This is a genomic window from Pseudomonas sp. WT-JTC, from assembly GCF_056711565.1.
The window spans coordinates 5448057-5469283 of the sequence record NZ_CM160042.1; the positions used below are offsets into that span (position 1 = coordinate 5448057).

General features: G+C 59.5%; 19 protein-coding genes. 5 read left to right on the top strand and 14 right to left on the bottom strand.

Annotation, left to right across the window (positions count from 1 at the left end; all coding sequences use genetic code 11):
• The first annotated feature begins 62 nt into the window (after positions 1-62).
• The 3 genes from glpK to glpD all read left to right on the top strand — a co-directional run bounded on the left by glpK (position 63) and on the right by glpD (position 4415).
• A complete protein-coding gene (gene glpK, locus AC06G5_RS24700; RefSeq protein WP_413426094.1) occupies positions 63-1568 on the top strand; it encodes a glycerol kinase GlpK in 1506 nt (501 codons plus the stop codon).
• Positions 1569-1844: 276 nt separating this feature from the next.
• Complete coding sequence (locus AC06G5_RS24705; RefSeq protein ID WP_007971301.1) at positions 1845-2600, top strand: DeoR/GlpR family transcriptional regulator; 756 nt, start codon at positions 1845-1847, stop codon at positions 2598-2600.
• A 276-nt stretch (positions 2601-2876) separates the two neighbouring features.
• Positions 2877-4415, top strand: a complete 1539-nt coding sequence (gene glpD, locus AC06G5_RS24710) for a glycerol-3-phosphate dehydrogenase (RefSeq protein WP_413426092.1) — start codon at positions 2877-2879, stop codon at positions 4413-4415.
• 67 nt (positions 4416-4482) lie between these two features.
• Here glpD and AC06G5_RS24715 read toward each other — a convergent pair whose 3' ends face one another.
• The 3 genes from AC06G5_RS24715 to AC06G5_RS24725 form a co-directional block, all read right to left on the bottom strand.
• Positions 4483-5589 (bottom strand): NADH:flavin oxidoreductase/NADH oxidase, encoded by a 1107-nt coding sequence (locus AC06G5_RS24715; RefSeq protein WP_413426090.1) that lies wholly within the window; start codon positions 5587-5589, stop codon positions 4483-4485.
• Between the two features lie 282 nt (positions 5590-5871).
• Positions 5872-7581 (bottom strand): single-stranded-DNA-specific exonuclease RecJ, encoded by a 1710-nt coding sequence (recJ, locus tag AC06G5_RS24720; RefSeq protein ID WP_413426088.1) that lies wholly within the window; start codon positions 7579-7581, stop codon positions 5872-5874.
• Positions 7582-7647: 66 nt separating this feature from the next.
• Complete coding sequence (locus AC06G5_RS24725) at positions 7648-8190, bottom strand: YaeQ family protein (RefSeq protein ID WP_413426086.1); 543 nt, start codon at positions 8188-8190, stop codon at positions 7648-7650.
• Positions 8191-8337: 147 nt separating this feature from the next.
• Between AC06G5_RS24725 and AC06G5_RS24730 the strand changes: the two genes are divergently transcribed.
• Positions 8338-9537, top strand: a complete 1200-nt coding sequence (locus tag AC06G5_RS24730) for a CaiB/BaiF CoA transferase family protein (RefSeq protein ID WP_413704065.1) — start codon at positions 8338-8340, stop codon at positions 9535-9537.
• Entirely contained in the window at positions 9491-10456 is a 966-nt protein-coding gene (locus tag AC06G5_RS24735; RefSeq protein ID WP_413426082.1) for a TIGR02285 family protein, read from the top strand. Before AC06G5_RS24730 ends, AC06G5_RS24735 begins: the two co-directional genes overlap by 47 nt.
• A gap of 170 nt (positions 10457-10626) precedes the next feature.
• Here the strand turns inward: AC06G5_RS24735 and AC06G5_RS24740 are convergent, their stop codons facing one another.
• From AC06G5_RS24740 to ffh, 11 genes are all read right to left on the bottom strand, one after another.
• A complete protein-coding gene (locus AC06G5_RS24740) occupies positions 10627-10914 on the bottom strand; it encodes a DUF3509 domain-containing protein (RefSeq protein WP_413426080.1) in 288 nt (95 codons plus the stop codon).
• A gap of 161 nt (positions 10915-11075) precedes the next feature.
• On the bottom strand, positions 11076-12431 hold the full coding sequence (locus AC06G5_RS24745) for a transporter substrate-binding domain-containing protein (RefSeq protein ID WP_480458517.1): 1356 nt from the start codon (positions 12429-12431) through the stop codon (positions 11076-11078).
• A 119-nt stretch (positions 12432-12550) separates the two neighbouring features.
• A complete protein-coding gene (gene thrC / locus AC06G5_RS24750; RefSeq protein WP_413426076.1) occupies positions 12551-13960 on the bottom strand; it encodes a threonine synthase in 1410 nt (469 codons plus the stop codon).
• A 104-nt stretch (positions 13961-14064) separates the two neighbouring features.
• Positions 14065-15369 (bottom strand): homoserine dehydrogenase, encoded by a 1305-nt coding sequence (locus AC06G5_RS24755; RefSeq protein WP_413426074.1) that lies wholly within the window; start codon positions 15367-15369, stop codon positions 14065-14067.
• A 134-nt stretch (positions 15370-15503) separates the two neighbouring features.
• On the bottom strand, positions 15504-16235 hold the full coding sequence (gene dsbC, locus AC06G5_RS24760; RefSeq protein WP_007990033.1) for a bifunctional protein-disulfide isomerase/oxidoreductase DsbC: 732 nt from the start codon (positions 16233-16235) through the stop codon (positions 15504-15506).
• Between the two features lie 263 nt (positions 16236-16498).
• The gene (gene xerD / locus AC06G5_RS24765) at positions 16499-17395 is read right to left on the bottom strand and encodes a site-specific tyrosine recombinase XerD (RefSeq protein WP_413426072.1); all 897 of its coding nucleotides are present in this window, start codon (positions 17393-17395) and stop codon (positions 16499-16501) included.
• A gap of 99 nt (positions 17396-17494) precedes the next feature.
• Positions 17495-17845: a 50S ribosomal protein L19 gene (gene rplS / locus AC06G5_RS24770; protein WP_008018567.1), complete on the bottom strand. Its 351-nt coding sequence runs from the start codon at positions 17843-17845 to the stop codon at positions 17495-17497.
• 45 nt (positions 17846-17890) lie between these two features.
• A complete protein-coding gene (gene trmD / locus AC06G5_RS24775) occupies positions 17891-18643 on the bottom strand; it encodes a tRNA (guanosine(37)-N1)-methyltransferase TrmD (RefSeq protein WP_057396740.1) in 753 nt (250 codons plus the stop codon).
• A 2-nt stretch (positions 18644-18645) separates the two neighbouring features.
• On the bottom strand, positions 18646-19182 hold the full coding sequence (gene rimM / locus AC06G5_RS24780) for a ribosome maturation factor RimM (protein ID WP_413426069.1): 537 nt from the start codon (positions 19180-19182) through the stop codon (positions 18646-18648).
• Positions 19183-19187: 5 nt separating this feature from the next.
• Positions 19188-19439 carry a 30S ribosomal protein S16 gene (gene rpsP, locus AC06G5_RS24785; RefSeq protein ID WP_007972721.1) on the bottom strand — a complete coding sequence of 84 codons (252 nt, stop codon included), beginning with the start codon at positions 19437-19439 and terminating at the stop codon, positions 19188-19190.
• 409 nt (positions 19440-19848) lie between these two features.
• Positions 19849-21225: a signal recognition particle protein gene (gene ffh, locus AC06G5_RS24790; protein WP_413426067.1), complete on the bottom strand. Its 1377-nt coding sequence runs from the start codon at positions 21223-21225 to the stop codon at positions 19849-19851.
• Positions 21226-21227 lie beyond the last annotated feature (2 nt).

The following is a 21227-nucleotide window of genomic DNA, read 5'->3' on the forward strand; positions in this document are numbered from 1 at the left end:
GTGCCCCTGCCCTTTGATCACGCGCCAGACCTCACTCCCTTTTTTCGCCCAAGGCAATCGACATGACCGACACACAGAATAAGAACTACATCATTGCCCTCGATCAGGGTACGACCAGCTCCCGCGCGATCATTTTCGACCGCGACGCGAACGTGGTCTGCACCGCCCAACGGGAGTTCGCACAGCATTACCCGCAAGCCGGTTGGGTCGAGCATGACCCGATGGAGATCTTCGCCACTCAAAGCGCCGTGATGGTCGAGGCCCTGGCACAAGCCGGCCTGCACCACGATCAGGTCGCAGCCATCGGCATCACCAACCAGCGCGAAACCACCGTGGTGTGGGACAAGAACACCGGCCGCCCGATCTACAACGCAATCGTCTGGCAGTGCCGACGCAGCACCGAGATCTGCCAGCAGCTCAAACGCGACGGTCACGAGCAATACATCAGTGAAACCACCGGCCTGGTCACGGACCCGTATTTCTCCGGCACCAAGCTCAAGTGGATTCTCGACAACGTCGAAGGCAGCCGTGAGCGCGCGCGCAACGGTGAGCTGTTGTTCGGCACCGTCGACAGTTGGCTGATCTGGAAGTTTACCGGCGGCAAGGTGCATGTCACCGACTACACCAACGCCTCGCGCACCATGCTCTTCAACATCCACACCCTGGAGTGGGACGCGAAGATGCTGGAAGTCCTCGATATCCCGCGTGAGATGCTCCCGCAGGTCAAATCGTCGTCCGAAATCTACGGCCACACCAAAAGCGGCATCGCCATCGGTGGCATTGCCGGCGACCAGCAAGCGGCCCTGTTCGGCCAGATGTGCGTCGAGCCAGGCCAGGCGAAAAACACCTATGGCACTGGCTGCTTCCTGCTGATGAACACCGGCGACAAAGCCGTGAAATCCCGACACGGCATGCTGACCACCATCGCGTGCGGCCCGCGTGGCGAAGTGGCCTACGCGCTGGAAGGCGCGGTATTCAACGGTGGCTCCACCGTGCAATGGCTGCGTGACGAGCTGAAGATCATCAACGACGCCCACGACACCGAATACTTTGCCAACAAGGTCAAGGACAGCAACGGCGTGTATCTGGTGCCGGCTTTCACCGGACTTGGCGCACCGTACTGGGACCCGTACGCCCGCGGCGCATTGTTCGGCTTGACCCGCGGCGTACGTGTGGACCACATCATTCGCGCAGCCCTGGAATCGATTGCCTACCAGACCCGCGACGTGCTCGACGCCATGCAGCAGGACTCCGGCGAACGTCTCAAAGCCCTGCGCGTGGATGGCGGTGCAGTGGCCAACAACTTCCTCATGCAGTTCCAGGCCGACATCCTCGGCACTCAGGTCGAGCGCCCGCAAATGCGTGAAACCACGGCACTCGGTGCCGCTTACCTGGCAGGCCTGGCCTGTGGCTTCTGGGGCAGCCTGGAAGAGCTGCGCGGCAAGGCAGTGATCGAACGCCGCTTCGAACCGACACTGGACGAAACGGCGAAGGAAAAGCTCTACGCCGGCTGGAAAAAAGCCGTCAGCCGCACCCGCGACTGGGCAGCTGAAGACGAGGCTGAATAAACCGGAATACGAGCTCGTATCTGTATGTCCAAACAGCGTGAAAACGTAGCGAGCGAAGGAAAGACAAGGCAAAAACAGGCGAGGACCGGCTGGGGTCGCACCCGACTTTACGAGGTTGTAAATGAGCAGTCCGAGCCTGTTTTTAACGCAGGATTTCTTGCGTAACGCCGAAGGCGCCCAGCACGAAAGTAGTTTTCACGTTGTTTGGAAACTGGTCGGGAGCAGATTCCTGCGTCATCATGGGCAAATTTTGCACGGCAGCCCAAAGGACGCCCCATGAATCTGCCTCCCCGTCAGCAACAAATCCTCGAACTGGTTCGCGAACGCGGCTATGTCAGCATCGAGGAAATGGCCACGCTGTTCGTCGTTACCCCGCAGACCATCCGCCGCGATATCAATCAGCTCGCGGAAGCCAATTTGTTGCGTCGCTATCACGGCGGCGCGGCTTACGACTCAAGTGTCGAAAACACTGCCTACGCCATGCGTGCCGACCAGATGCGCGATGAAAAACAGCGTATCGGCGAAGCCATCGCCGCGCAGATTCCCGACCATGCCTCGTTGTTCATCAACATCGGCACGACCACCGAATCCATCGCCCGGGCACTGCTCAACCACAGTCACCTGAAGATCATCACCAACAACCTGCATGTGGCGTCGATGCTCAGCGCCAAGGACGATTTCGACGTGCTGCTGACCGGTGGCAACGTACGGCGTGACGGTGGAGTAGTCGGTCAGGCCAGTGTCGACTTCATCAACCAGTTCAAGGTCGATTTCGCCCTGGTCGGCATCAGCGGCATCGATGAAGACGGTAGCCTGCTGGACTTCGATTATCAGGAAGTGCGGGTATCCCAGGCGATCATCGCCAATGCCCGGCAAGTGATCCTCGCGGCCGACTCCAGCAAGTTCGGGCGCAACGCCATGATTCGCCTGGGGCCGATCAGCCTGGTTGATTGTCTGGTCACCGATCAACAGCCCTCCCCGGCGCTGGCGCAGCTGTTGAACCAGCACAAGGTTCGGCTGGAGGTTGTATAACGCCGAAGGCGGTTGAACAACCTGTAGGAGCCAGCTTGCTGGCGATGGCGCACTCAAGGGCGCCATCGCCAGCAAGCCGGCCCCTACAATAAATACCCCGCAACACTCTCTTCCTCCACACTCAATGTTCGAATATTTTCCTTTAACGGCCCTTCGATGAGTATTTTCAATCGAAGCTGACTGGCTGTGCGCGTCTTTATGGGCTAGTATTTTCGCAAATGAACATTAATGTTCGAATTCAAATACAAAACATCAAAGAATTCCGAGGCTGAGCCGATGCCCACTTCCACCTTGCCTACGCCCCCTCTCGCCGAGGTTTACGATATCGCCGTCATCGGTGGCGGGATCAATGGCGTGGGGATCGCAGCGGATGCCGCCGGCCGCGGTCTCTCGGTCTTCCTTTGCGAAAAGGATGACCTGGCCAGCCATACCTCGTCGGCCAGCAGCAAGCTGATCCACGGTGGCCTGCGCTACCTCGAACATTACGAATTCCGCCTGGTGCGTGAAGCCCTGGCTGAGCGCGAAGTGCTGTTGGCCAAGGCCCCGCACATCGTCAAGCAAATGCGTTTCGTGCTCCCACACCGCCCGCACTTGCGCCCGGCGTGGATGATCCGCGCCGGCCTGTTCCTCTATGACAACCTGGGCAAGCGTGAGCAGCTCGAAGGTTCGAAAAGCCTGAAGTTCGGCCCCGACAGCGCGCTGAAAAGCGAGATCACCAAAGGCTTCGAATATTCCGATTGCTGGGTCGACGACGCGCGCCTGGTGGTATTGAACGCCATGGCCGCCCGGGAAAAAGGCGCCCACGTTCACACCCAAACCCGCTGCGTCAGCGCGCGCCGTACCAAGGGCCTGTGGCACCTGCACCTGGAGCGCGCCGATGGCAGCCTGTTTTCGATCCGCGCCAAGGCCTTGGTCAATGCGGCCGGGCCATGGGTCGCCAAGTTCATTCGGGATGACCTGAAGATGGAATCGCCTTACGGCATCCGCCTGATCCAGGGCAGCCACCTGATCGTGCCGAAACTGTACGAAGGCGAACACGCGCACATCCTGCAAAACGAAGATCAGCGCATCGTGTTCACCATTCCGTACCTGAATCAGTTCACCCTGATCGGCACCACCGACCGTGAGTACACCGGCGATCCGGCAGCCGTAGCGATCACCGACGGCGAAACCGATTACCTGTTGAACGTGGTCAATGCCCATTTCAAAAAGCAAATCAGCCGCGACGACATCCTGCACAGTTATTCCGGGGTGCGCCCACTGTGCAACGACGAATCCGACAACCCGTCGGCCGTGACCCGCGATTACACCCTGGCGCTGTCTGGCACTGGCGAAGAAGCGCCGTTGCTGTCGGTGTTCGGCGGCAAGCTCACTACCTATCGCAAACTGGCCGAGTCGGCGCTGGCGCAACTGGCACCGTACTTCAAGCACATCCAGCCAAGCTGGACCGCCAGCGCTACGCTGCCGGGTGGTGAAGACATGACCACCCCGCAAGCCTTGAGCTCGCGTATCCGCGACAAGTTCGACTGGGTGCCGAGCGAGACCGCTCGCCGCTGGGCCACTTCCTATGGCAGCCGTACCTGGCGCATGCTCGAAGGCGTACAGGACCTCAGCGATATGGGCGAGCACATCGGCGGTGGTCTCTACACCCGTGAAGTCGATTATCTGTGCAGCGAAGAATGGGCCACCAGTGCCCACGACATCCTCTGGCGCCGCAGCAAGCTCGGCTTGTTCACGACGGTGGCCGAACAGGAAAAGCTCAAGGATTACCTGAACCAGGTCGAACAGAACCGCAGCAAGATCGAAGCGGCCTGATCGGTCGCCGGCATGAATAAAAGCCCCTGGGTCTCACGATCCAGGGGCTTTTTCGTATCGATGGATTTCAGTCACGCAAATCCGATTCATGAATCGGCTGCTCACGGTGAGTCGCCCGCTGATACTGCGCCGGCCACACGGCCTTGTGCCCGCCCAGATCATCGTCTGCATGCAGTGCCCAGTACGGATCGCGCAACAACTCGCGGGCCAGGAAGATGATGTCCGCCTGACAGGTGCGCAGGATGTGCTCGGCCTGCGCTGGTTCGGTGATCATGCCAACGGTGCCGGTGGCCATGCCCGACTCCTTGCGCACACGCTCGGCGAAGCGGGTCTGGTATCCCGGCCCTGTGGGAATCTCGGCATTCACCGCCGTCCCGCCCGATGAAACGTCGATCAGATCCACCCCCAGGGCTTTGAGGCGACGCGCGAGCTCCACGGTTTCATCGGGGTTCCAGCCGTCCTCCACCCAATCGGTGGCGGAGACCCGGACAAACACCGGCAATTCTTCAGGCCACACTGCACGCACCGCTTCGGTGACCTGCAGCACCAGCCGAATGCGATTTTCGAACGAACCGCCATATTGATCGCGACGCTGATTGCTCAACGGCGACAGGAACTGATGCAGCAGGTAACCATGGGCGGCATGCACTTCGACCACCTTGAAACCGGCCGTCAGCGAGCGCTTTGCCGCATCGACAAAGGCCTGGATCACCTTGGCGATCTCGCCGTCATCGAGTTGTCTGGGTTGGGTGTGCTGCGGGTCGAACGCAATCGGTGAAGGGCCGACCGGCACCCAGCCGCCCTCGGCGGGTTTGACGCTGCCATGCTTTCCGAGCCACGGCCGATAGGTGCTGGCCTTGCGCCCGGCATGGGCCAACTGAATGCCGGCAACGGCCCCTTGGGCGTTGATGAAGCGGGTGATGCGCTGCAGGGGCTCGATCTGCTCGTCATTCCACAGACCGAGGTCCTGAGCCGTGATACGCCCGTCGGCAGTGACCGCCGTGGCTTCGGTAAACACCAGCCCGGCCCCGCCGATAGCGCGACTGCCGAGGTGGACCAGGTGCCAGTCATTGGCCAGGCCATCGGCACTGGAGTACTGGCACATCGGCGAAACAGCGATGCGGTTGGGCAGGGTCAATTGGCGAAGGGTAAAGGGTTCAAGCAGCAGACTCATGGGGCACCTCTCGTATCAGTGGGCAGGCTCCAGGTTCTGTTTGAATAGTCGACGAGTGACAGGAAAAAGGTACAACACCCGCCCCCGCGGGCAAAAAATTCGACAAGACGTCACAAGGATAATCAAGCAGTGCTTAGAGCCTAGTCGACATCGGGGGATGTCGCCCCCTTGTAGGAGCGAGCTCGCTCGCGATGAGCGACAGGACACCGCGGGGGTATCAGGTCCCCAGCGCCATCGTTCACGTCCATCGCGAGCGAGCTCGCTCCTACAACAGGGGTCGGTTCAACGCGGTTCGATATGGGCAATCATCAGTTGAACCGTTTCGTTGCCCCGAAACTCGTTGAGGTCGAGCTTGTAGGCCAGTTCCACCCACTTGATGGTCGGATTCGGCCAGATGTCGCGGTCGATCCCGAAGGCAATGCCGTCGAGTTTCACCGAACCACATTCACTTTTCAGCACGACTTTAAGGTGCCGCTCCCCCACCACCCGCTGCTCGACCAACTGGAACACCCCATGAAACAACGGCTCGGGGAAGTGTTGCCCCCAAGGGCCGGCATGCCGCAGGGCGCGGGCCAGTTCCAGGTGAAACTCTTCCACCGCCAGGGTGCCGTCCGACAGCAGGCGGCCAGTCAGGTCTTCTTCGCGCAGTTGCCGGCGTACTTCAACGTCAAAGGCTTCGGCGAACAGGGGGAAATTCGCCTCCGGCAGCGTCAGGCCAGCAGCCATTGCATGGCCACCGTACTTGGTGATCAGATTCGGATGCTGCGCCGCCACCACGCTCAACGCGTCGCGGATATGAAAGCCCTGGACCGAACGCCCCGAGCCCTTGAGCTGTCCATCTCCGGCATCGGCAAAGGCGATGGTCGGGCGGAAATAGCGCTCTTTCATTCGTGACGCGAGGATACCGATGACACCCTGGTGCCACTCGGGATCGAACAGGCACAAGCCGAACGGCATCGACTCCACCGGCAGATCCTTGAGTTGCGCCAGCGCTTCGCGCTGCATGCCCTGCTCGATGGATTTGCGATCCTGGTTCATGCCGTCCAATTGAGCAGCCATCTCACGGGCCAGACCGGCGTCTTCGGTCAGCAGGCATTCGATGCCCAGGCTCATGTCATCCAGGCGCCCTGCGGCGTTCAGGCGAGGGCCGACAATGAAACCCAGATCGGTGGAGGTGATGCGCGCATGATCGCGCTTGGCCACTTCGAGGATCGCCTTGATCCCCGGCCGGGCACGTCCGGCGCGAATCCGCTCCAGCCCCTGATGCACCAGAATCCGGTTGTTGGCATCCAGCGGCACCACGTCGGCCACGCTGCCCAAGGCCACCAGATCGAGCAATTCGCCGATATTCGGCTGCGGCTTGCTGGTGTACCAGCCCAGCTCGCGCAACCGCGCACGCAGGGCCATCAGCACGTAGAAAATCACCCCGACACCGGCCAGCGCCTTGCTCGGGAACTCGCAACCGGGCTGGTTCGGATTGACGATGGCATCGGCCAAGGGCAGCTCGTCACCGGGCAAGTGGTGGTCGGTGACCAGCACCTTGAGCCCGGCCTTTTGCGCCGCTGCCACGCCTTCGACGCTCGAGATGCCGTTATCGACAGTGATCAGCAAATGAGGCTGACGCTCAAGCGCGACCGCGACGATCTCCGGTGTCAGGCCGTAGCCGTAGTCGAAACGGTTCGGCACCAGATAATCGACATGCGCCGCACCCAGCAAACGCAGGCCCAGCGTGCCGACGGTGCTGGCCGTCGCGCCGTCGGCATCGAAGTCGCCGACGATCAGAATGCGCTGGCGTTGTTCGAGCGCCGTCACCAACAGATCCACGGCGGCATCGATGCCCTTGAGCTGCTGGTACGGAATCAACCGCGCCAGGCTCTTGTCCAGTTCCGCCTCGGATTGCACGCCCCGCGCCGCGTAAAGGCGGGTCAGCAGTGGCGGAATATCACCGAGGAATGGCAGGGTGTCGGGCAGCAGGCGAGGTTCGATGCGCATGGGGCGAAAGATGCTTCTCTTCAATACGTAGGATAAAACCGGGTGACGCGCTAAAGCGGCGAAAAATCAGCCGCGCTCACCGGCCAGCCACTGCAACTGGACTTCGTGCTGACCACGGTCGTCGGTGACGAAGATCGTCCCTTCGCTGATCATCACATCCCACTTGATAACGCGCGGCATGTCTTTGGCCAGGATTTCCAGGACTTCCTGAGGCACGGCAGCGATGTTGACGTTTTTCAGGTTTTTCACCGCCGGCACCACTTTGCCTTCCCACACGCGCAGGCTGCCGTAGGCCAACAGGCTGGTACGCTCAGTGCGGCGCGAGCACCAGGTCAGGCGCTCGGCATCCGGCTGGCCGACTTCGATCCAGTGCAGGACGCGGTCATCCAGGCTTTTTTCCCACAAGGCAGGTTCATCCACTTCCGACAGACCGCGGCCGAACGACAGCTGCTCGTTGTACCAAAGGGCGTAGGCCAACAGGCGTACGGTCATGCGCTCTTCGGTTTCCGAAGGGTGACGGGCAATGGTCTGCTTCACGTTCTCATAGACGCTGCGGTCGAGGTCGGTGAGGTTCAGTTCAAACTTGTAGGTCGTGGACGGCTGGGCCATGAACGGGCTTCTTGATACGAGGAAAGGCGGCAAGTCTAACCGATGCGCAAGGTATTCCACGAATTGAAGGTGATCGACCTGAAGCGTCTGACAGTCGGCTATGTTAAAACGCTGTATTCGCTCATCCCTTGCCCTACAGGATTCCGTATGCCGTTCACCGCCAAACCGCTTTCCGGTCTGAAAGTCATCGAATTGGGCACCTTGATTGCCGGCCCGTTTGCTTCGCGCATTTGCGCCGAATTCGGTGCCGATGTGATCAAGATCGAATCCCCGGACGGCGGTGATCCATTGCGCAAATGGCGCAAATTGTATGAAGGCACTTCGTTGTGGTGGTTCGTCCAGGCCCGCAACAAAAAGTCCCTGACCCTCAATCTCAAGCACCCCGACGGTCTGGCGATCCTGAAACAGCTGCTGGGTGAAGCAGACATTCTGATCGAAAACTTTCGCCCCGGCGTCCTGGAAAAACTCGGCCTGGGCTGGGATGTCCTGCACGCCCTGAACCCGAAACTGGTCATGGTGCGGCTGTCGGGTTTCGGCCAGACCGGCCCGATGAAAGATCAGCCCGGCTTTGGTGCGGTCGGTGAATCCATGGGGGGCCTGCGCTACATTACCGGCTTCGAAGACCGGCCACCCGTGCGTACCGGCATTTCCATCGGCGACTCGATTGCCGCGCTCTGGGGCGTGATCGGCGCACTGATGGCCCTGCGTCATCGCGAGGTCAACGGTGGCCAGGGGCAAGTGGTGGACGTGGCGCTGTATGAAGCCATCTTCGCGATGATGGAAAGCATGGTCCCGGAGTTCGATGTGTTCGGCTTCATTCGCGAACGCACGGGCAATATCATGCCGGGCATCACCCCGTCCTCGATCCACACCAGCGCCGATGGCAAGCACGTGCAGATCGGCGCCAATGGCGACGCGATTTTCAAACGCTTCATGCTGATCATTGGCCGGGAAGACCTGGCCAACGACCCCCTGCTTGCCAGCAACGATGGCCGCGATGCCCGACGCGACGAGATTTATGGCGTCATCGATCGCTGGGTCAACTCGTTACCGCTGGACACCGTGCTGGCGCTGCTCAATCAGGCTGACGTGCCAGCCAGCAGGATCTTCAGCGCCGAAGACATGTTCAATGACCCTCAGTACCTGGCGCGGGAAATGTTCCTGCAAGCCAAGCTGCCGGACGGTAAAGACTTCAAGATGCCGGGCATTGTGCCGAAACTCTCAGAGACACCCGGTGAATGTGAATGGGTCGGGCCACAACTGGGTGAACACAACGCACAGGTACTCCAGGAACTTGGCTATGACGCGACGCAGATCGCACAGTTGCGCAAAGACGGAGCCATCTGAGCTGAGGCGCCTGCCGGCATGGGGCATTCACTGCCCATTGCGCGGCGGCTGGCTGCTGTGCGTGCTGGCGACCTTGTTCCTGCTCCTTGAACCGACCCCCTCAGCCCTGGCGCAATCCAGGGACACCCTGATCTGGCTCAAGCGCGACCTGCCACCGTTGACGATTTTCGACGGGCCGAAAAGGGGTCAGGGCGTTATCGATCAATTGCTTCCATTGTTGATTGCCGGCATGCCGCAATACCAGCACAGCGTGATGAGGGTCAATCGCGCGCGTGGACTGCAAATGCTTCACGAACCGACCCTCGTCTGTGATGCGGCGCTGAACTGGAGCAAGGAACGGGAAAAGTGGATCGCCTTTTCCATCCCGGTCTTCCGTGCCATGAGCAATGGCCTGGCCGTGCGGCGCGTTGACCAGTTCGTGCTGGCCCCCTTTATCAAGGATGGCGAAGTGGACCTGGCAGAGTTGCTCGCCAGCGGCCGCGAAAAACTGGGGATTATTGCCGAGCGCAATTACGGCGAATACCTCGACGGGCTGCTCAAGCAAGCGCCAGCCAACTCGCTGACCCCTCATTACGGCAACGACGCCTTGGGCAGCCTGCTGCAAATGCAGCGCCTGGGACGCTTGCGCCTGCTGCTGGGATATCGTCCGGAAATTCGCTACCAGGCCTCACTGCAAGGCATCACCGAGGATCAATTGCAGTTCTATCCGATCCGGGGCACAGGCAAATACCTGTCCGGTTACATCGGTTGCACTGACACGCCCAAGGGCCGGCAGGCCATTGTCGAGATCAACCAGGTACTGCGCACCCTGCCCCGCGAACGCCTTGATCAGGCCTACGCCGCCTGGCTGGATCCGCAAAGCCGCAGCGATTACCTGAAAGACACCAAGGCGTTTTTCGACAATCTGGTGCAGCCATGACAAATCCCGGGCAAAAAGAAACCCCGGGAAGTGGGGAGACGACCCGGGGTTAAACGTGGCCTGTTTGGAGACCAGTAGCAGCAAGCTACAAGCACCGGAGCACAATGCTTGATCCTGCTGTTACAAGGTCTGACTGACCTCGGCGCGGGAAGGTTCCCACAAAAATCCGTTCAATTGCGGCCGGACAGCAGCTTGTCCTGCGCTGCATTTCGCAATGCCGCGATGACACAAGGCTCCAGGCGTCCTTCAGCGATCAGCACGTCGCGATGCAAACCGTCGACCACATCCGTCAGCAGGCGTTTGTCATTCAACTGGGCCTGATTGAACTCGCGCTCGACCACGGTCGCGCCGATAGCATTTTTCAGGGTCACCCGGCATTCACCTCGAATGCCTGACGGGGTCAATGTGACCTGATACGGGCTCAGCGCTTCACCGAGCAACAGACTGATACTTTCCATCCCGATCACCACTCAATAGTCCGAAAACAATGTGCCTGGGTCATGCTTGCAACAGATGACCACTGGCCCGAGAAGAAAGTTCTGGATACCGACCGCAAGCGAACCTGCAACTCAGTCAAGAGAGCATGCACGGCAAACATGACAGAGAAAAAACGCAATCTTCACGTCTGTCGGGTGCGCCGGGCGATATCGGCCCAGCCCCCCAACAATCCTCGTAGCTGGCCATCCGCCATGTAAAACGGCACTGTCCACTGGTAGATATCCCTGACACCGTCCTTGAATACCAGTTGGCGCTCGAAGAAGCGTGACCTTCGCGTTCTCAACTGCGCTTGAAATTCGGCATGCAGCAGTTCCGCGGTTTGTCTGGGCATGACATCGACTTCGATCAACTGCCGCCCCTGCATCCGGTCAAATCGCGTCGACAAGGCGTCCTCATAACTTTTGTTACACATGATCAAACGCCCTTGCAGATCACGGACAAACATCGGGTCTGGCATGGCATCCATCAGCGCATGCTGAAATGCGAGCTGATCGCGCAGGTTCCTTTGGGCCTCGACCCGTTGCCTGACCAACTCCGCCAACCGTCGATTCCAGAGCAGGGACAACAGGCCGAACAAGCTGATCAAAAACACGCCCCAGCAGACCCACTCGTCAAGCCACTGCCAGAAACCAGGTGCCTGTGGCGTGATAGCACCACCGAACCACTTCAGGCGAAGGCTGCGCAGTTCCTGTTCAGGAAACGCCTCAAGCGCCTTGTTTAGGATACTCAGCAACTGCGGCTGACCTTTGCGCACCGCCAGATAATCCGCATCCCATTTACCTGGCATCACAGCCCCGATCTGCAGCCGGCCCGACGGAAAAAGCCGGGCGCCGATTTCGTTTTCGATGGTGGCGTAGGCTTCGCCGCTTTCAACCCAGGCGCGGGCTTCGGCGTAGGTTTTAACCGAACGCAATTCGATAGACGGATAATCGCGACGGATCTTCGCTTCCAGTGCATGCCGGGTTGGCAGCACCAGTACCCGCTTCGCCAGTTCTTCCAGCGACTGCACAGGCGGCGCCCCGGCCCGCCCGACAAAAACCCATCCAGCACCGCCGTACGCATGGCTGAAATCGAGAAACGCCTTGCGCTCGTCATTCATCGCCAGGGTCGTGCTCAAATCCGCTGCGCCGTTTTCCAGATGCGCCAGCATCTGATCGGTGGAAAAAGACTCTTGGTAAACGAACTGCAACCCCGTCATGTCACTGATGCGCTTGAGCAGGTCACTGTTCAAGCCCGTCCATTGGCCATGTTCATCCTTGAACAGGTACAACGGGTATTCCAGCGCCGTGACCACGACCTGTGGATGACTGGCCACCCATTGCAACTCCTGGTCATCCAGCGCGACCATTGATCGTGCAACAGACTTCCCACGCTCCTGATTCGATGCAGGGCTCGCCCCTCCCAATTCGGCGATTCCCAGGATGCCGAATAAAACCAGCCAGCGCGCGACCGGCTTGAACACACTTGTAAACAGCATTCCCACGTCCTTGGTGATCCACTCGCCTGTCCTTTCGCGGCGATAACTCGACAATTGTGCATGCAGAAATGAAAAAGCCCGTCAGGAGACGGGCTTCAAAATGTAACAGCGTTGACCGGTTACAGCGGCTTTCCGCGGTTGCCATGCTGACTGACAAAGGCCTGCACGGCCTTCAGGTCATTTGGCAATACCGTGCAACGTTCGTCTCGTTCAAACAAATCAGAAAGATGTACAGGCAGTTCGAGAGCTTTTCCTACACCGGCTTTTTCCACGGCGTCCGGGAATTTGACCGGGTGGGCGGTGCCCAGGATCACCATTGGAATGTCCAGGCTACGGCGGCATTCCCGCGCGGCTTTCACGCCGATGGCAGTGTGCGGGTCCAGCACTTCGCCGGTCTGCTCATAGACTTCGGCGATGGTTTCGCAGGTTTGTGCGTCATCCACGGCCAACGAGTCGAACAACTTGCGGGCTTCGGTCCAGCGCTCTTGCTCGACACTGAAACCGCCGCCCTGCTTGAACGAATCCATCAGCCCGGCGATTGCCGCGCCATTGCGACCGTGCAGGTCGAACAGCAGGCGTTCGAAGTTCGACGACACCATGATGTCCATGGACGGCGACAGCGTGGCGTGCAGGGTTTCCTTGACGTACTGGTTGCCGCTCATGAAGCGGTGCAGGATGTCGTTGCGGTTGGTAGCGACGATCAACTGGTTGATCGGCAGGCCCATGTTGCGCGCCAGGTAACCGGCGAAAATGTCGCCGAAGTTGCCGGTCGGCACCGAAAACGCCACCGAACGTGCCGGGCCACCCAGTTGCAGGGCTGCATGGAAGTAGTAAACGATCTGGGCCATGATCCGCGCCCAGTTGATCGAGTTCACTGCCACCAGACGCGTGCCTTTGAGGAAGCTCTGGTCGGCGAAGCTGGCCTTGACCATTTCCTGGCAGTCATCGAAGTTGCCTTCGATGGCGATGTTATGGATGTTCTCACCGAAAATGGTGGTCATCTGCCGACGCTGCACTTCGGACACACGATTGTGCGGGTGCAGGATGAAGATGTCGACGTTTTCGCAGTGCTTGCAACCTTCGATGGCGGCCGAACCGGTATCACCGGAAGTGGCACCGACAATCACCACGCGCTCGCCGCGCTTCTCCAGCACGTAGTCAAGCAGGCGACCGAGCAATTGCAGGGCGAAGTCCTTGAACGCCAGCGTCGGGCCGTGGAACAGCTCCAGCACCCATTCATTACCGTTCAACTGACGCAGCGGCGCGACGGCGTTGTGGGCGAACACGCCGTAGGTTTCTTCAAGAATCTTTTTGAAATCGGCATCGGGAATGCTGCCGGTGACAAACGGGCGCATGACCCGGAAGGCCAGCTCGTGATACGGCAGGCCGGCCCAGGAAGCGATTTCTTCCTGGGTGAAACGTGGCAGGTTTTCCGGGACGTACAGACCGCCGTCGGTGGCAAGGCCTGCCAGCAGGACGTCTTCGAAATTCAGGGCCGGTGCCTGGCCGCGGGTACTGATGTAGCGCATGTTTTCAAACCTTCGGTTTGAGCTTCAAGCTTCAAGTTTCAAGCCGCAAGTAAAAGCCGAACTGCTTTCAACTTGCCGCTTGAAGCTTGCCGCTTGCCGCTGTGTTAATTCAAATGTTCGACGCGAATCCGGACTACCGGCCCAACCACGCCCTGAAGAGCTTCCAGTGCCTGGATGGCATCGTTGATGTGCTGTTCCAGCACGCGGTGAGTCAGCAGGATCATCGGCACCAGGCCGTCGTGCTCCTCGGCTTCCTTCTGCATGATGGACTCGATGTTGATGCCGCGCTCCGAAAGGATGCTCGCGACCTGAGCCAATACGCCTGGATGGTCCTTGGCCTGAATACGCAGGTAGTAGGCGCTTTCACAGGCTTCGATCGGCAGGATCGGGTGAGCCGACAGCGAGTCCGGCTGGAACGCCAGGTGCGGTACGCGGTTTTCCGGGTCGGACGTCATGGCGCGGACCACGTCCACCAGGTCTGCGATCACCGACGAAGCGGTCGGCTCCATTCCGGCACCGGCACCGTAGAACAGGGTCGAACCGGCAGCATCGCCGTTGACCATCACCGCGTTCATCACGCCGTTGACGTTGGCGATCAGGCGATCGGCCGGGATCAGCGTCGGGTGCACGCGCAGTTCGATACCGGCCGCGGTGCTGCGCGCCACGCCCAGGTGCTTGATGCGGTAGCCCAGCGCTTCGGCGTAGTTCACGTCAGCGGTGGTCAGTTTGGTGATGCCTTCGGTGTAAGCCTTGTCGAATTGCAGCGGGATGCCGAACGCGATGGAGGCCAGGATCGTCAGCTTGTGAGCGGCGTCGATACCTTCAACGTCGAAGGTTGGATCGGCTTCGGCATAACCCAGGGCCTGGGCTTCGGCCAATACGTCTTCGAAGGTGCGACCCTTCTCGCGCATTTCCGTCAGGATGAAGTTGCCGGTGCCGTTGATGATGCCGGCCACCCAGTTGATACGGTTGGCGGACAGGCCTTCGCGGATCGCCTTGATCACCGGAATACCACCGGCCACCGCCGCTTCGAACGCAACGATCACGCCCTTCTCGCGGGCCTTGGCGAAAATTTCATTACCGTGAACGGCGATAAGCGCCTTGTTCGCGGTGACCACATGCTTGCCATTCTCGATGGCCTTGAGTACCAGCTCGCGGGCAACGGTATAGCCGCCCATCAGCTCTATGACGATGTCGATCTCAGGGTTCGTGGCCACTTCGAAGACATCGGTGGTAATCGCAATACCGGTCGTTTGGAACTGAGGCTTTGGCGTGCGAATGGCAATTTGTGCCACTTCGATCCCACGCCCGGCACGACGAGCAATTTCCTCGGCGTTGCGCTGAAGTACGTTGAAGGTTCCGCCACCGACGGTCCCTAACCCACAGATGCCTACTTTGACCGGTTTCACTGTGAACTCCCCATAAAACGGCCGACACGAGGCCGGCCGTGAAAACAACCGCAGGTTCGCGGCTCTCTATTGATGGCCCGGCAAATGTTGCCACCGGACCCTGATCGTCAAGGACTGGCCGTGACGATGCGAATTTACTTCGCGCCCAGCGCCAGTTTGGCGACTTGTGGCGCAGGCTGGTAGCCCGGAATGACCTGACCGTCAGCCAAAACGATGGCCGGTGTGCCGTTCACGCCGATCGACTGGCCGAGTGCGAACTGTTTGGAAACCGGGTTATCGCACTTGGCGGCCTTGATTTCCTTGCCGTCGACCATTTTGTCCATGGCCGCTTTCTTGTCCTTCGAACACCACACCGCCTGCAGCTGTTCGTCTCCCGGCGAGCCCAGGCCCTGACGCGGAAACGCAACATAACGTACTTCGATGCCGCGTTTGTTCAGCTCAGGCACTTCGGCGTGCAGCTTGTGGCAGTACGGGCAGGTGGTGTCGGTGAATACGGTGATGTGCGACTTGGTTTCGCCAATGGCCGGGTAGACGACGGTTTCGGCAACCGGAATGTCGTTGATCAGTTTGGAGATGCCCAGGCGCTCGGTCTTCTCGGTCAGGTTGACCGGCTTGCCATCCTTGAGATCGAACAGGTAGCCCTGAACCACGTACTGGCCGTCGGCACTGGCGTACAGCACGCGGCTGCCTTTGAGCTTGACTTCGTACAGGCCGGGCAACGGGCTGGCGGTGATGCTTTCCACCGGCACTTCGAGCTGGAGGTTTTCCAGGCTTTTACGAATGGCTTTGTCGGCCGCGTCATCGGCGACGGCAAAGGTGCTGACCAACGCAATGGCTGCGGCGGCGAAAATCTGGGTCAGACGCATGAGAACTCCTGAAGGCGAACATATGGGACGATCAGAACGCCCGTGCCAAGACACCGGGTCATAACCGCCCATCGTGCAAACCGGTCAAGCCTATCACATAAGGTTCGCGGGGCCGAATGCCGGTGATACAAGGCATTGGCGAATGTTTTTTGTAGGAGCGAGCTCGCTCGCGATGGTCGTTAACGATCATGCGTGCTGACTGGTTTAACGCGGCGCTCTTCAGATCATCGCGAGCAAGCTCTCTCCTACAGGGGGGGGTACCATCAGCCTCTGGGGTGGTGTTTGGCATGCAGATCCTGCAAGCGCGCCCGGGCGACGTGGGTGTAGATCTGGGTCGTCGACAAATCGCTGTGCCCCAGCAGCATCTGCACCACCCGCAGGTCTGCACCGTGGTTGAGCAGGTGCGTGGCGAAGGCGTGGCGCAACGTGTGCGGCGACAGCGACTTGCCGATCCCGGCCACCTTGGCCTGGTGCTTGATCCGGTGCCAGAAGGTCTGGCGGGTCATCTGCTCGCCACGCTGACTCGGGAACAACACGTCGCTGGGACGCCCACCCAGCAGTTCGCTACGGGCATCACGCATGTAGCGTTCGACCCAGACAATCGCCTCCTCACCCATCGGCACCAGTCGCTCCTTGCTGCCCTTGCCCATCACGCGCAACACGCCCTGGCGCAGATTGACCTGCTCCAGCGTCAGGCTGATCAGCTCCGTCACCCGCAGACCGCAGGCGTACAGCACTTCAAGCATGGCGCGGTCGCGCTGTCCGATGGCGTCGCTCAAATCAGGCGCCTTCAACAGTGCTTCTACATCGGCCTCCGACAAGGATTTGGGCAGCGGCCTGCCGAGTTGCGGCATATCAACCCGTAACGTTGGATCGACAGCGATCATCTTTTCCCGCAACAGATAGCGATAGAAGCCACGCACACCCGAGAGAAATCGCGCGGTGGAACGAGGCTTGTAGTTTTGCTCCAGGCGCCAGGCCAGGTGGTCGAGAATCAACTCGCGCCCGGCATTGACCAGCTCCAGCCCTTTGTCCTGTAGCCAGCCATTGAACAGCGCCAGGTCACTGCGATAGGCATCGCGGGTGTTATCGGAAAGGCCTTTTTCCAGCCAGAGGGCGTCGAGGAACTGGTCTATCAGAGGATGATCAATGGCGGGCATAAAGGCTCAGGCAAGACCGACAACACGGTCAACGAAGATAAATCCCAGACAACAAAAAAGCAGCCCGTAGGCTGCTTTTTTCTGCATCGGAAGCTGGACTTAAACCAGTTTTTCCTTGATGCGAGCTGCTTTACCCGACAGGTCGCGCAGGTAGTACAGCTTGGCTTTACGTACGTCACCGCGACGCTTGACAGCCATGCTGTCGATTTGCGGGGAGTAGGTCTGGAAAGTACGCTCTACGCCAACACCGTTGGAGATTTTACGAACGGTGAATGCACTGTTTACGCCGCGGTTACGCTTGGCGATAACAACACCTTCGAACGCTTGCAGACGCGAACGGTCGCCTTCCTTCACTTTCACCTGAACGACAATGGTGTCGCCCGGGGCAAAGGGAGGGATCTCTTTGGTCATCTGCTCTGCTTCGAGTGCAAGGATGATTTTGTTAGTCATGCTGTGCTCCTAAGGTAAATCGTCGGATCTACCATCGATACGTTGTTAACTATCGTCCCGCTCGCGGATATATTCCTCGAGCAGCTTCTTCTCTTCTCCAGAAAGCGAGCGGCTTTCCAGAAGATCGGCGCGTCGTTCAAAGGTCCGACCAAGGGACTGCTGTAAACGCCAACGCCGGATGTGCGCGTGATTGCCACTTAGCAATACGTCGGGAACACGCTGATCCGCATACACCTCCGGTCGGGTGTAGTGCGGGCAATCCAGCAAACCATCCGTAAAGGAATCTTCCTCGGCGGAGTCCGCATGCCCTAAAGCTCCAGGCAGCAGTCGTGTAACCGCATCGATCAGGACCATCGCCGGCAGCTCGCCGCCAGACAATACATAGTCGCCAATCGACCACTCTTCATCGACATGAGCATCAATAAAACGCTCGTCAATGCCTTCATAGCGGCCGGCAATCAGGATCAATGCATCCTCATTCGCCAACTCGCGCACCGCCGACTGAGTCAGTTGACGGCCTTGGGGGGACAGGTAAATTACCTTCGCCGCCTCCCCGGCTGCTGCCTTGGCCTGAACCAGAGCATCTTCCAGGGGCTTGATCTTCATCACCATGCCCGGACCACCGCCAAACGGGCGATCGTCCACAGTGTGATGTCGATCCGTCGTGTAGTCTCGCGGATTCCAACAGGTGAGCTGCAAGAGCCCCTGTTTCACCGCACGACTGGTGATGCCGTACTCGCTGATGGCAGAGAACATCTCGGGAAACAGACTGATCACTTCTACGCGCAAGTTAGCCACGCTTAGAAATCCGCGTCCCAATCCACCTTCATCTCGCCTGCGGCCAGGTCGACGGCCAACACGCATTGCTCCGTATAGGGCAACAGGCGTTCGCGATCATCCAGGCTGCCAGCGCAAGGCTTGACCACCATGACATCGTTCGAGCCGGTCTCCAGCAGGTGATCGATTTTCCCGAACAGCTGTCCGAGAGTGTCGATGACCTTGAGACCTTCCAGCTGGTACCAGTAGTACTCGCCGTCGGTCAGTTCAGGGAACAGGTTACGCGGCACGCAGATCTCATAACCGGCCAGAAGACGAGCTTCTTCGCGATCATCGAGACCCTTGAGCTTTGCGACCAGGAACTTGTCGTTCCCGCGTCCGCTGACCAGCTCTACCTGCCTTACATTGCCCTCACGCTTGAGCGTCCAGGTTTTGTAGTCCAGCAGGTTTTTAATCGGATCAGTAAAGGAGTACACCTTCACTTCGCCGCGAACGCCGTGAACAGAGTAAATCTTGCCGATAACGATCAAATCATCAGCAATGGCTGGCGTCGCGTTCATATTGCTCAGGCCGCAGCCTTAGCAGATTCCTTCAACAACTGAGCAACGCGCTCAGAAGGTTGTGCACCAACGCTCAGCCAGTAGGCTACGCGCTCTTGGTTCACGGACAGACGAACTTCCTGACCACGAGCAACAGGGTTGAAGTAGCCAACCTGTTCCTTGTGCGAACCGTCGCGCGGGTTGCGGCTGTCGGTTACGGTCAAGTGGTAAAACGGGCGCTTTTTGGAGCCGCCAAGGGCAAGACGGATTGTTAGCATGTGAACATCGTTCCTGTAGTCGGTGCTGCAAATCTAAATGCACAGCGGGCATGGGTGCCCGAAAGGCCGCATATTCTAAGGAATATCCGGACTTTTGCAAATGCCTTTTTCCGGCACCTGTCACCGTGCCATCCAGATTGGCTATAGAGCCGTCGTTGAAAACGGCCGATCAGCTCCCGCCAAGCGCGGGTTTGCTGGAGATCCCGCTTCCTTGCGGGACTGCGCCGGTACGACGACCGGCGAGTTCTTTCGTGTCCTGCCTCGCCAATTTCGCTCACTTTTGGCGAGTGGCTGATGCACTCAAGCAAGGCGCCGCGACGAGTCATAGCTCGCTATGGCGAGGATCGGCAACGCAGCATGAGAGCATCAGACGCCGTCAAAAGTGAGCAGAATTGGCGTGACGGGACACCTATATCTTTGGCATGCCGCCGCCGGGCAACATTCCGCCCATGCCGCGCATCATCTTGGCCATTCCGCCTTTCGCAGAGAACTTCTTCATCATTTTCTGCATCTGCTTGTGCTGCTTGATCAAGCGGCCGATGTCCTGCACCTGGGTGCCGGAACCCATGGCGATCCGGCGCTTGCGCGAACCGCTGATCATCTCGGGGTCGCGGCGCTCGGCCGGGGTCATGGAGTTGATGATGGCTTCCATCTGCTTGAATTGCTTTTCTGCCGCGCCCTGGGCGTTGCCCATCTGCGCCAGATTCACGCCGCCCATGTTCGGCAGCTTGTCCATGAGCCCGCCGAGGCCGCCCATGTTCTTCATTTGTTGCAGCTGATCGCGGAAGTCTTCGAGGTCGAAGCCCTTGCCCTTCTTCAACTTTTTAGCAAGCTTGTCGGCTTTGTCCTTGTCGAGCGTCGCTTCCGCCTGCTCGATCAGGCTGAGCACGTCACCCATGCCGAGGATGCGCGAGGCGATACGCTCAGGATGGAACGGATCGAGCGCTTCGCTCTTCTCGCCCATACCGATGAACTTGATCGGCTTGCCGGTGATGGCACGCACCGACAGAGCGGCACCGCCACGGGCGTCGCCGTCGACCTTGGTCAGGATCACACCGGTCAGCGGCAATGCATCGCCGAAGGCCTTGGCCGTGTTGGCGGCGTCCTGGCCGGTCATGGCGTCGACCACGAACAGGGTTTCGATCGGGTTGATCGCGGCATGCAGTGCCTTGATCTCGCCCATCATCTCTTCATCGATGTGCAGGCGACCGGCGGTATCGACGATGACCACGTCGATGAATTTGAGCCTTGCTTCTTTAATAGCCGCGTTGGCGATGTCGACCGGCTTCTGGCTCAGGTCCGACGGGAAGAAGGTCACGCCGATGTCGTTGGCCAGGGTTTCCAGCTGCTTGATCGCCGCCGGACGGTAAACGTCGGCGGACACAACCATGACCGACTTCTTCTTGCGCTCTTTAAGGAAGCGCGCGAGCTTGCCGGCGGTGGTGGTTTTACCCGCGCCCTGCAAACCGGCCATCAGGATGACGGCGGGTGGAACGGCGCTCAGGTTCAGGTCTTCGTTGGCCGCGCCCATCAGGCTTTCGAGCTCGGCCTGGACGATCTTCACGAAGGCCTGGCCCGGCGTCAGGCTGCGTGACACCTCGGTACCGACGGCACGTTCCTTGACCGAATTGACGAAGTCCTTGACCACCGGCAGGGCGACGTCGGCTTCGAGCAACGCCATGCGCACTTCGCGCAGGGTGTCTTTGATGTTGTCTTCAGTCAGCTTGGCCTTGCCGGTGACATGGCGCAGCGTCTGCGAGAGACGGTCGGTTAAGTTTTCAAACATTG

What these genes read in the sequence shown, in the direction of transcription:
- AC06G5_RS24715 (WP_413426090.1), bottom strand. Translation starts at nt 5,589, where the DNA reads ATGAGTCTGCTGCTTGAACCCTTTACCCTTCGCCAATTGACCCTGCCC.
- glpD (WP_413426092.1), top strand. Translation starts at nt 2,877, where the DNA reads ATGCCCACTTCCACCTTGCCTACGCCCCCTCTCGCCGAGGTTTACGAT.
- recJ (WP_413426088.1), bottom strand. Translation starts at nt 7,581, where the DNA reads ATGCGCATCGAACCTCGCCTGCTGCCCGACACCCTGCCATTCCTCGGT.
- AC06G5_RS24745 (WP_480458517.1), bottom strand. Translation starts at nt 12,431, where the DNA reads ATGCTGTTTACAAGTGTGTTCAAGCCGGTCGCGCGCTGGCTGGTTTTA.
- rpsP (WP_007972721.1), bottom strand. Translation starts at nt 19,439, where the DNA reads ATGCTAACAATCCGTCTTGCCCTTGGCGGCTCCAAAAAGCGCCCGTTT.
- AC06G5_RS24705 (WP_007971301.1), top strand. Translation starts at nt 1,845, where the DNA reads ATGAATCTGCCTCCCCGTCAGCAACAAATCCTCGAACTGGTTCGCGAA.
- rplS (WP_008018567.1), bottom strand. Translation starts at nt 17,845, where the DNA reads ATGACTAACAAAATCATCCTTGCACTCGAAGCAGAGCAGATGACCAAA.
- xerD (WP_413426072.1), bottom strand. Translation starts at nt 17,395, where the DNA reads ATGCCCGCCATTGATCATCCTCTGATAGACCAGTTCCTCGACGCCCTC.
- dsbC (WP_007990033.1), bottom strand. Translation starts at nt 16,235, where the DNA reads ATGCGTCTGACCCAGATTTTCGCCGCCGCAGCCATTGCGTTGGTCAGC.
- AC06G5_RS24725 (WP_413426086.1), bottom strand. Translation starts at nt 8,190, where the DNA reads ATGGCCCAGCCGTCCACGACCTACAAGTTTGAACTGAACCTCACCGAC.
- thrC (WP_413426076.1), bottom strand. Translation starts at nt 13,960, where the DNA reads ATGCGCTACATCAGTACCCGCGGCCAGGCACCGGCCCTGAATTTCGAA.
- ffh (WP_413426067.1), bottom strand. Translation starts at nt 21,225, where the DNA reads ATGTTTGAAAACTTAACCGACCGTCTCTCGCAGACGCTGCGCCATGTC.
- rimM (WP_413426069.1), bottom strand. Translation starts at nt 19,182, where the DNA reads ATGAACGCGACGCCAGCCATTGCTGATGATTTGATCGTTATCGGCAAG.
- AC06G5_RS24740 (WP_413426080.1), bottom strand. Translation starts at nt 10,914, where the DNA reads ATGGAAAGTATCAGTCTGTTGCTCGGTGAAGCGCTGAGCCCGTATCAG.
- AC06G5_RS24730 (WP_413704065.1), top strand. Translation starts at nt 8,338, where the DNA reads ATGCCGTTCACCGCCAAACCGCTTTCCGGTCTGAAAGTCATCGAATTG.
- glpK (WP_413426094.1), top strand. Translation starts at nt 63, where the DNA reads ATGACCGACACACAGAATAAGAACTACATCATTGCCCTCGATCAGGGT.
- AC06G5_RS24735 (WP_413426082.1), top strand. Translation starts at nt 9,491, where the DNA reads ATGACGCGACGCAGATCGCACAGTTGCGCAAAGACGGAGCCATCTGAG.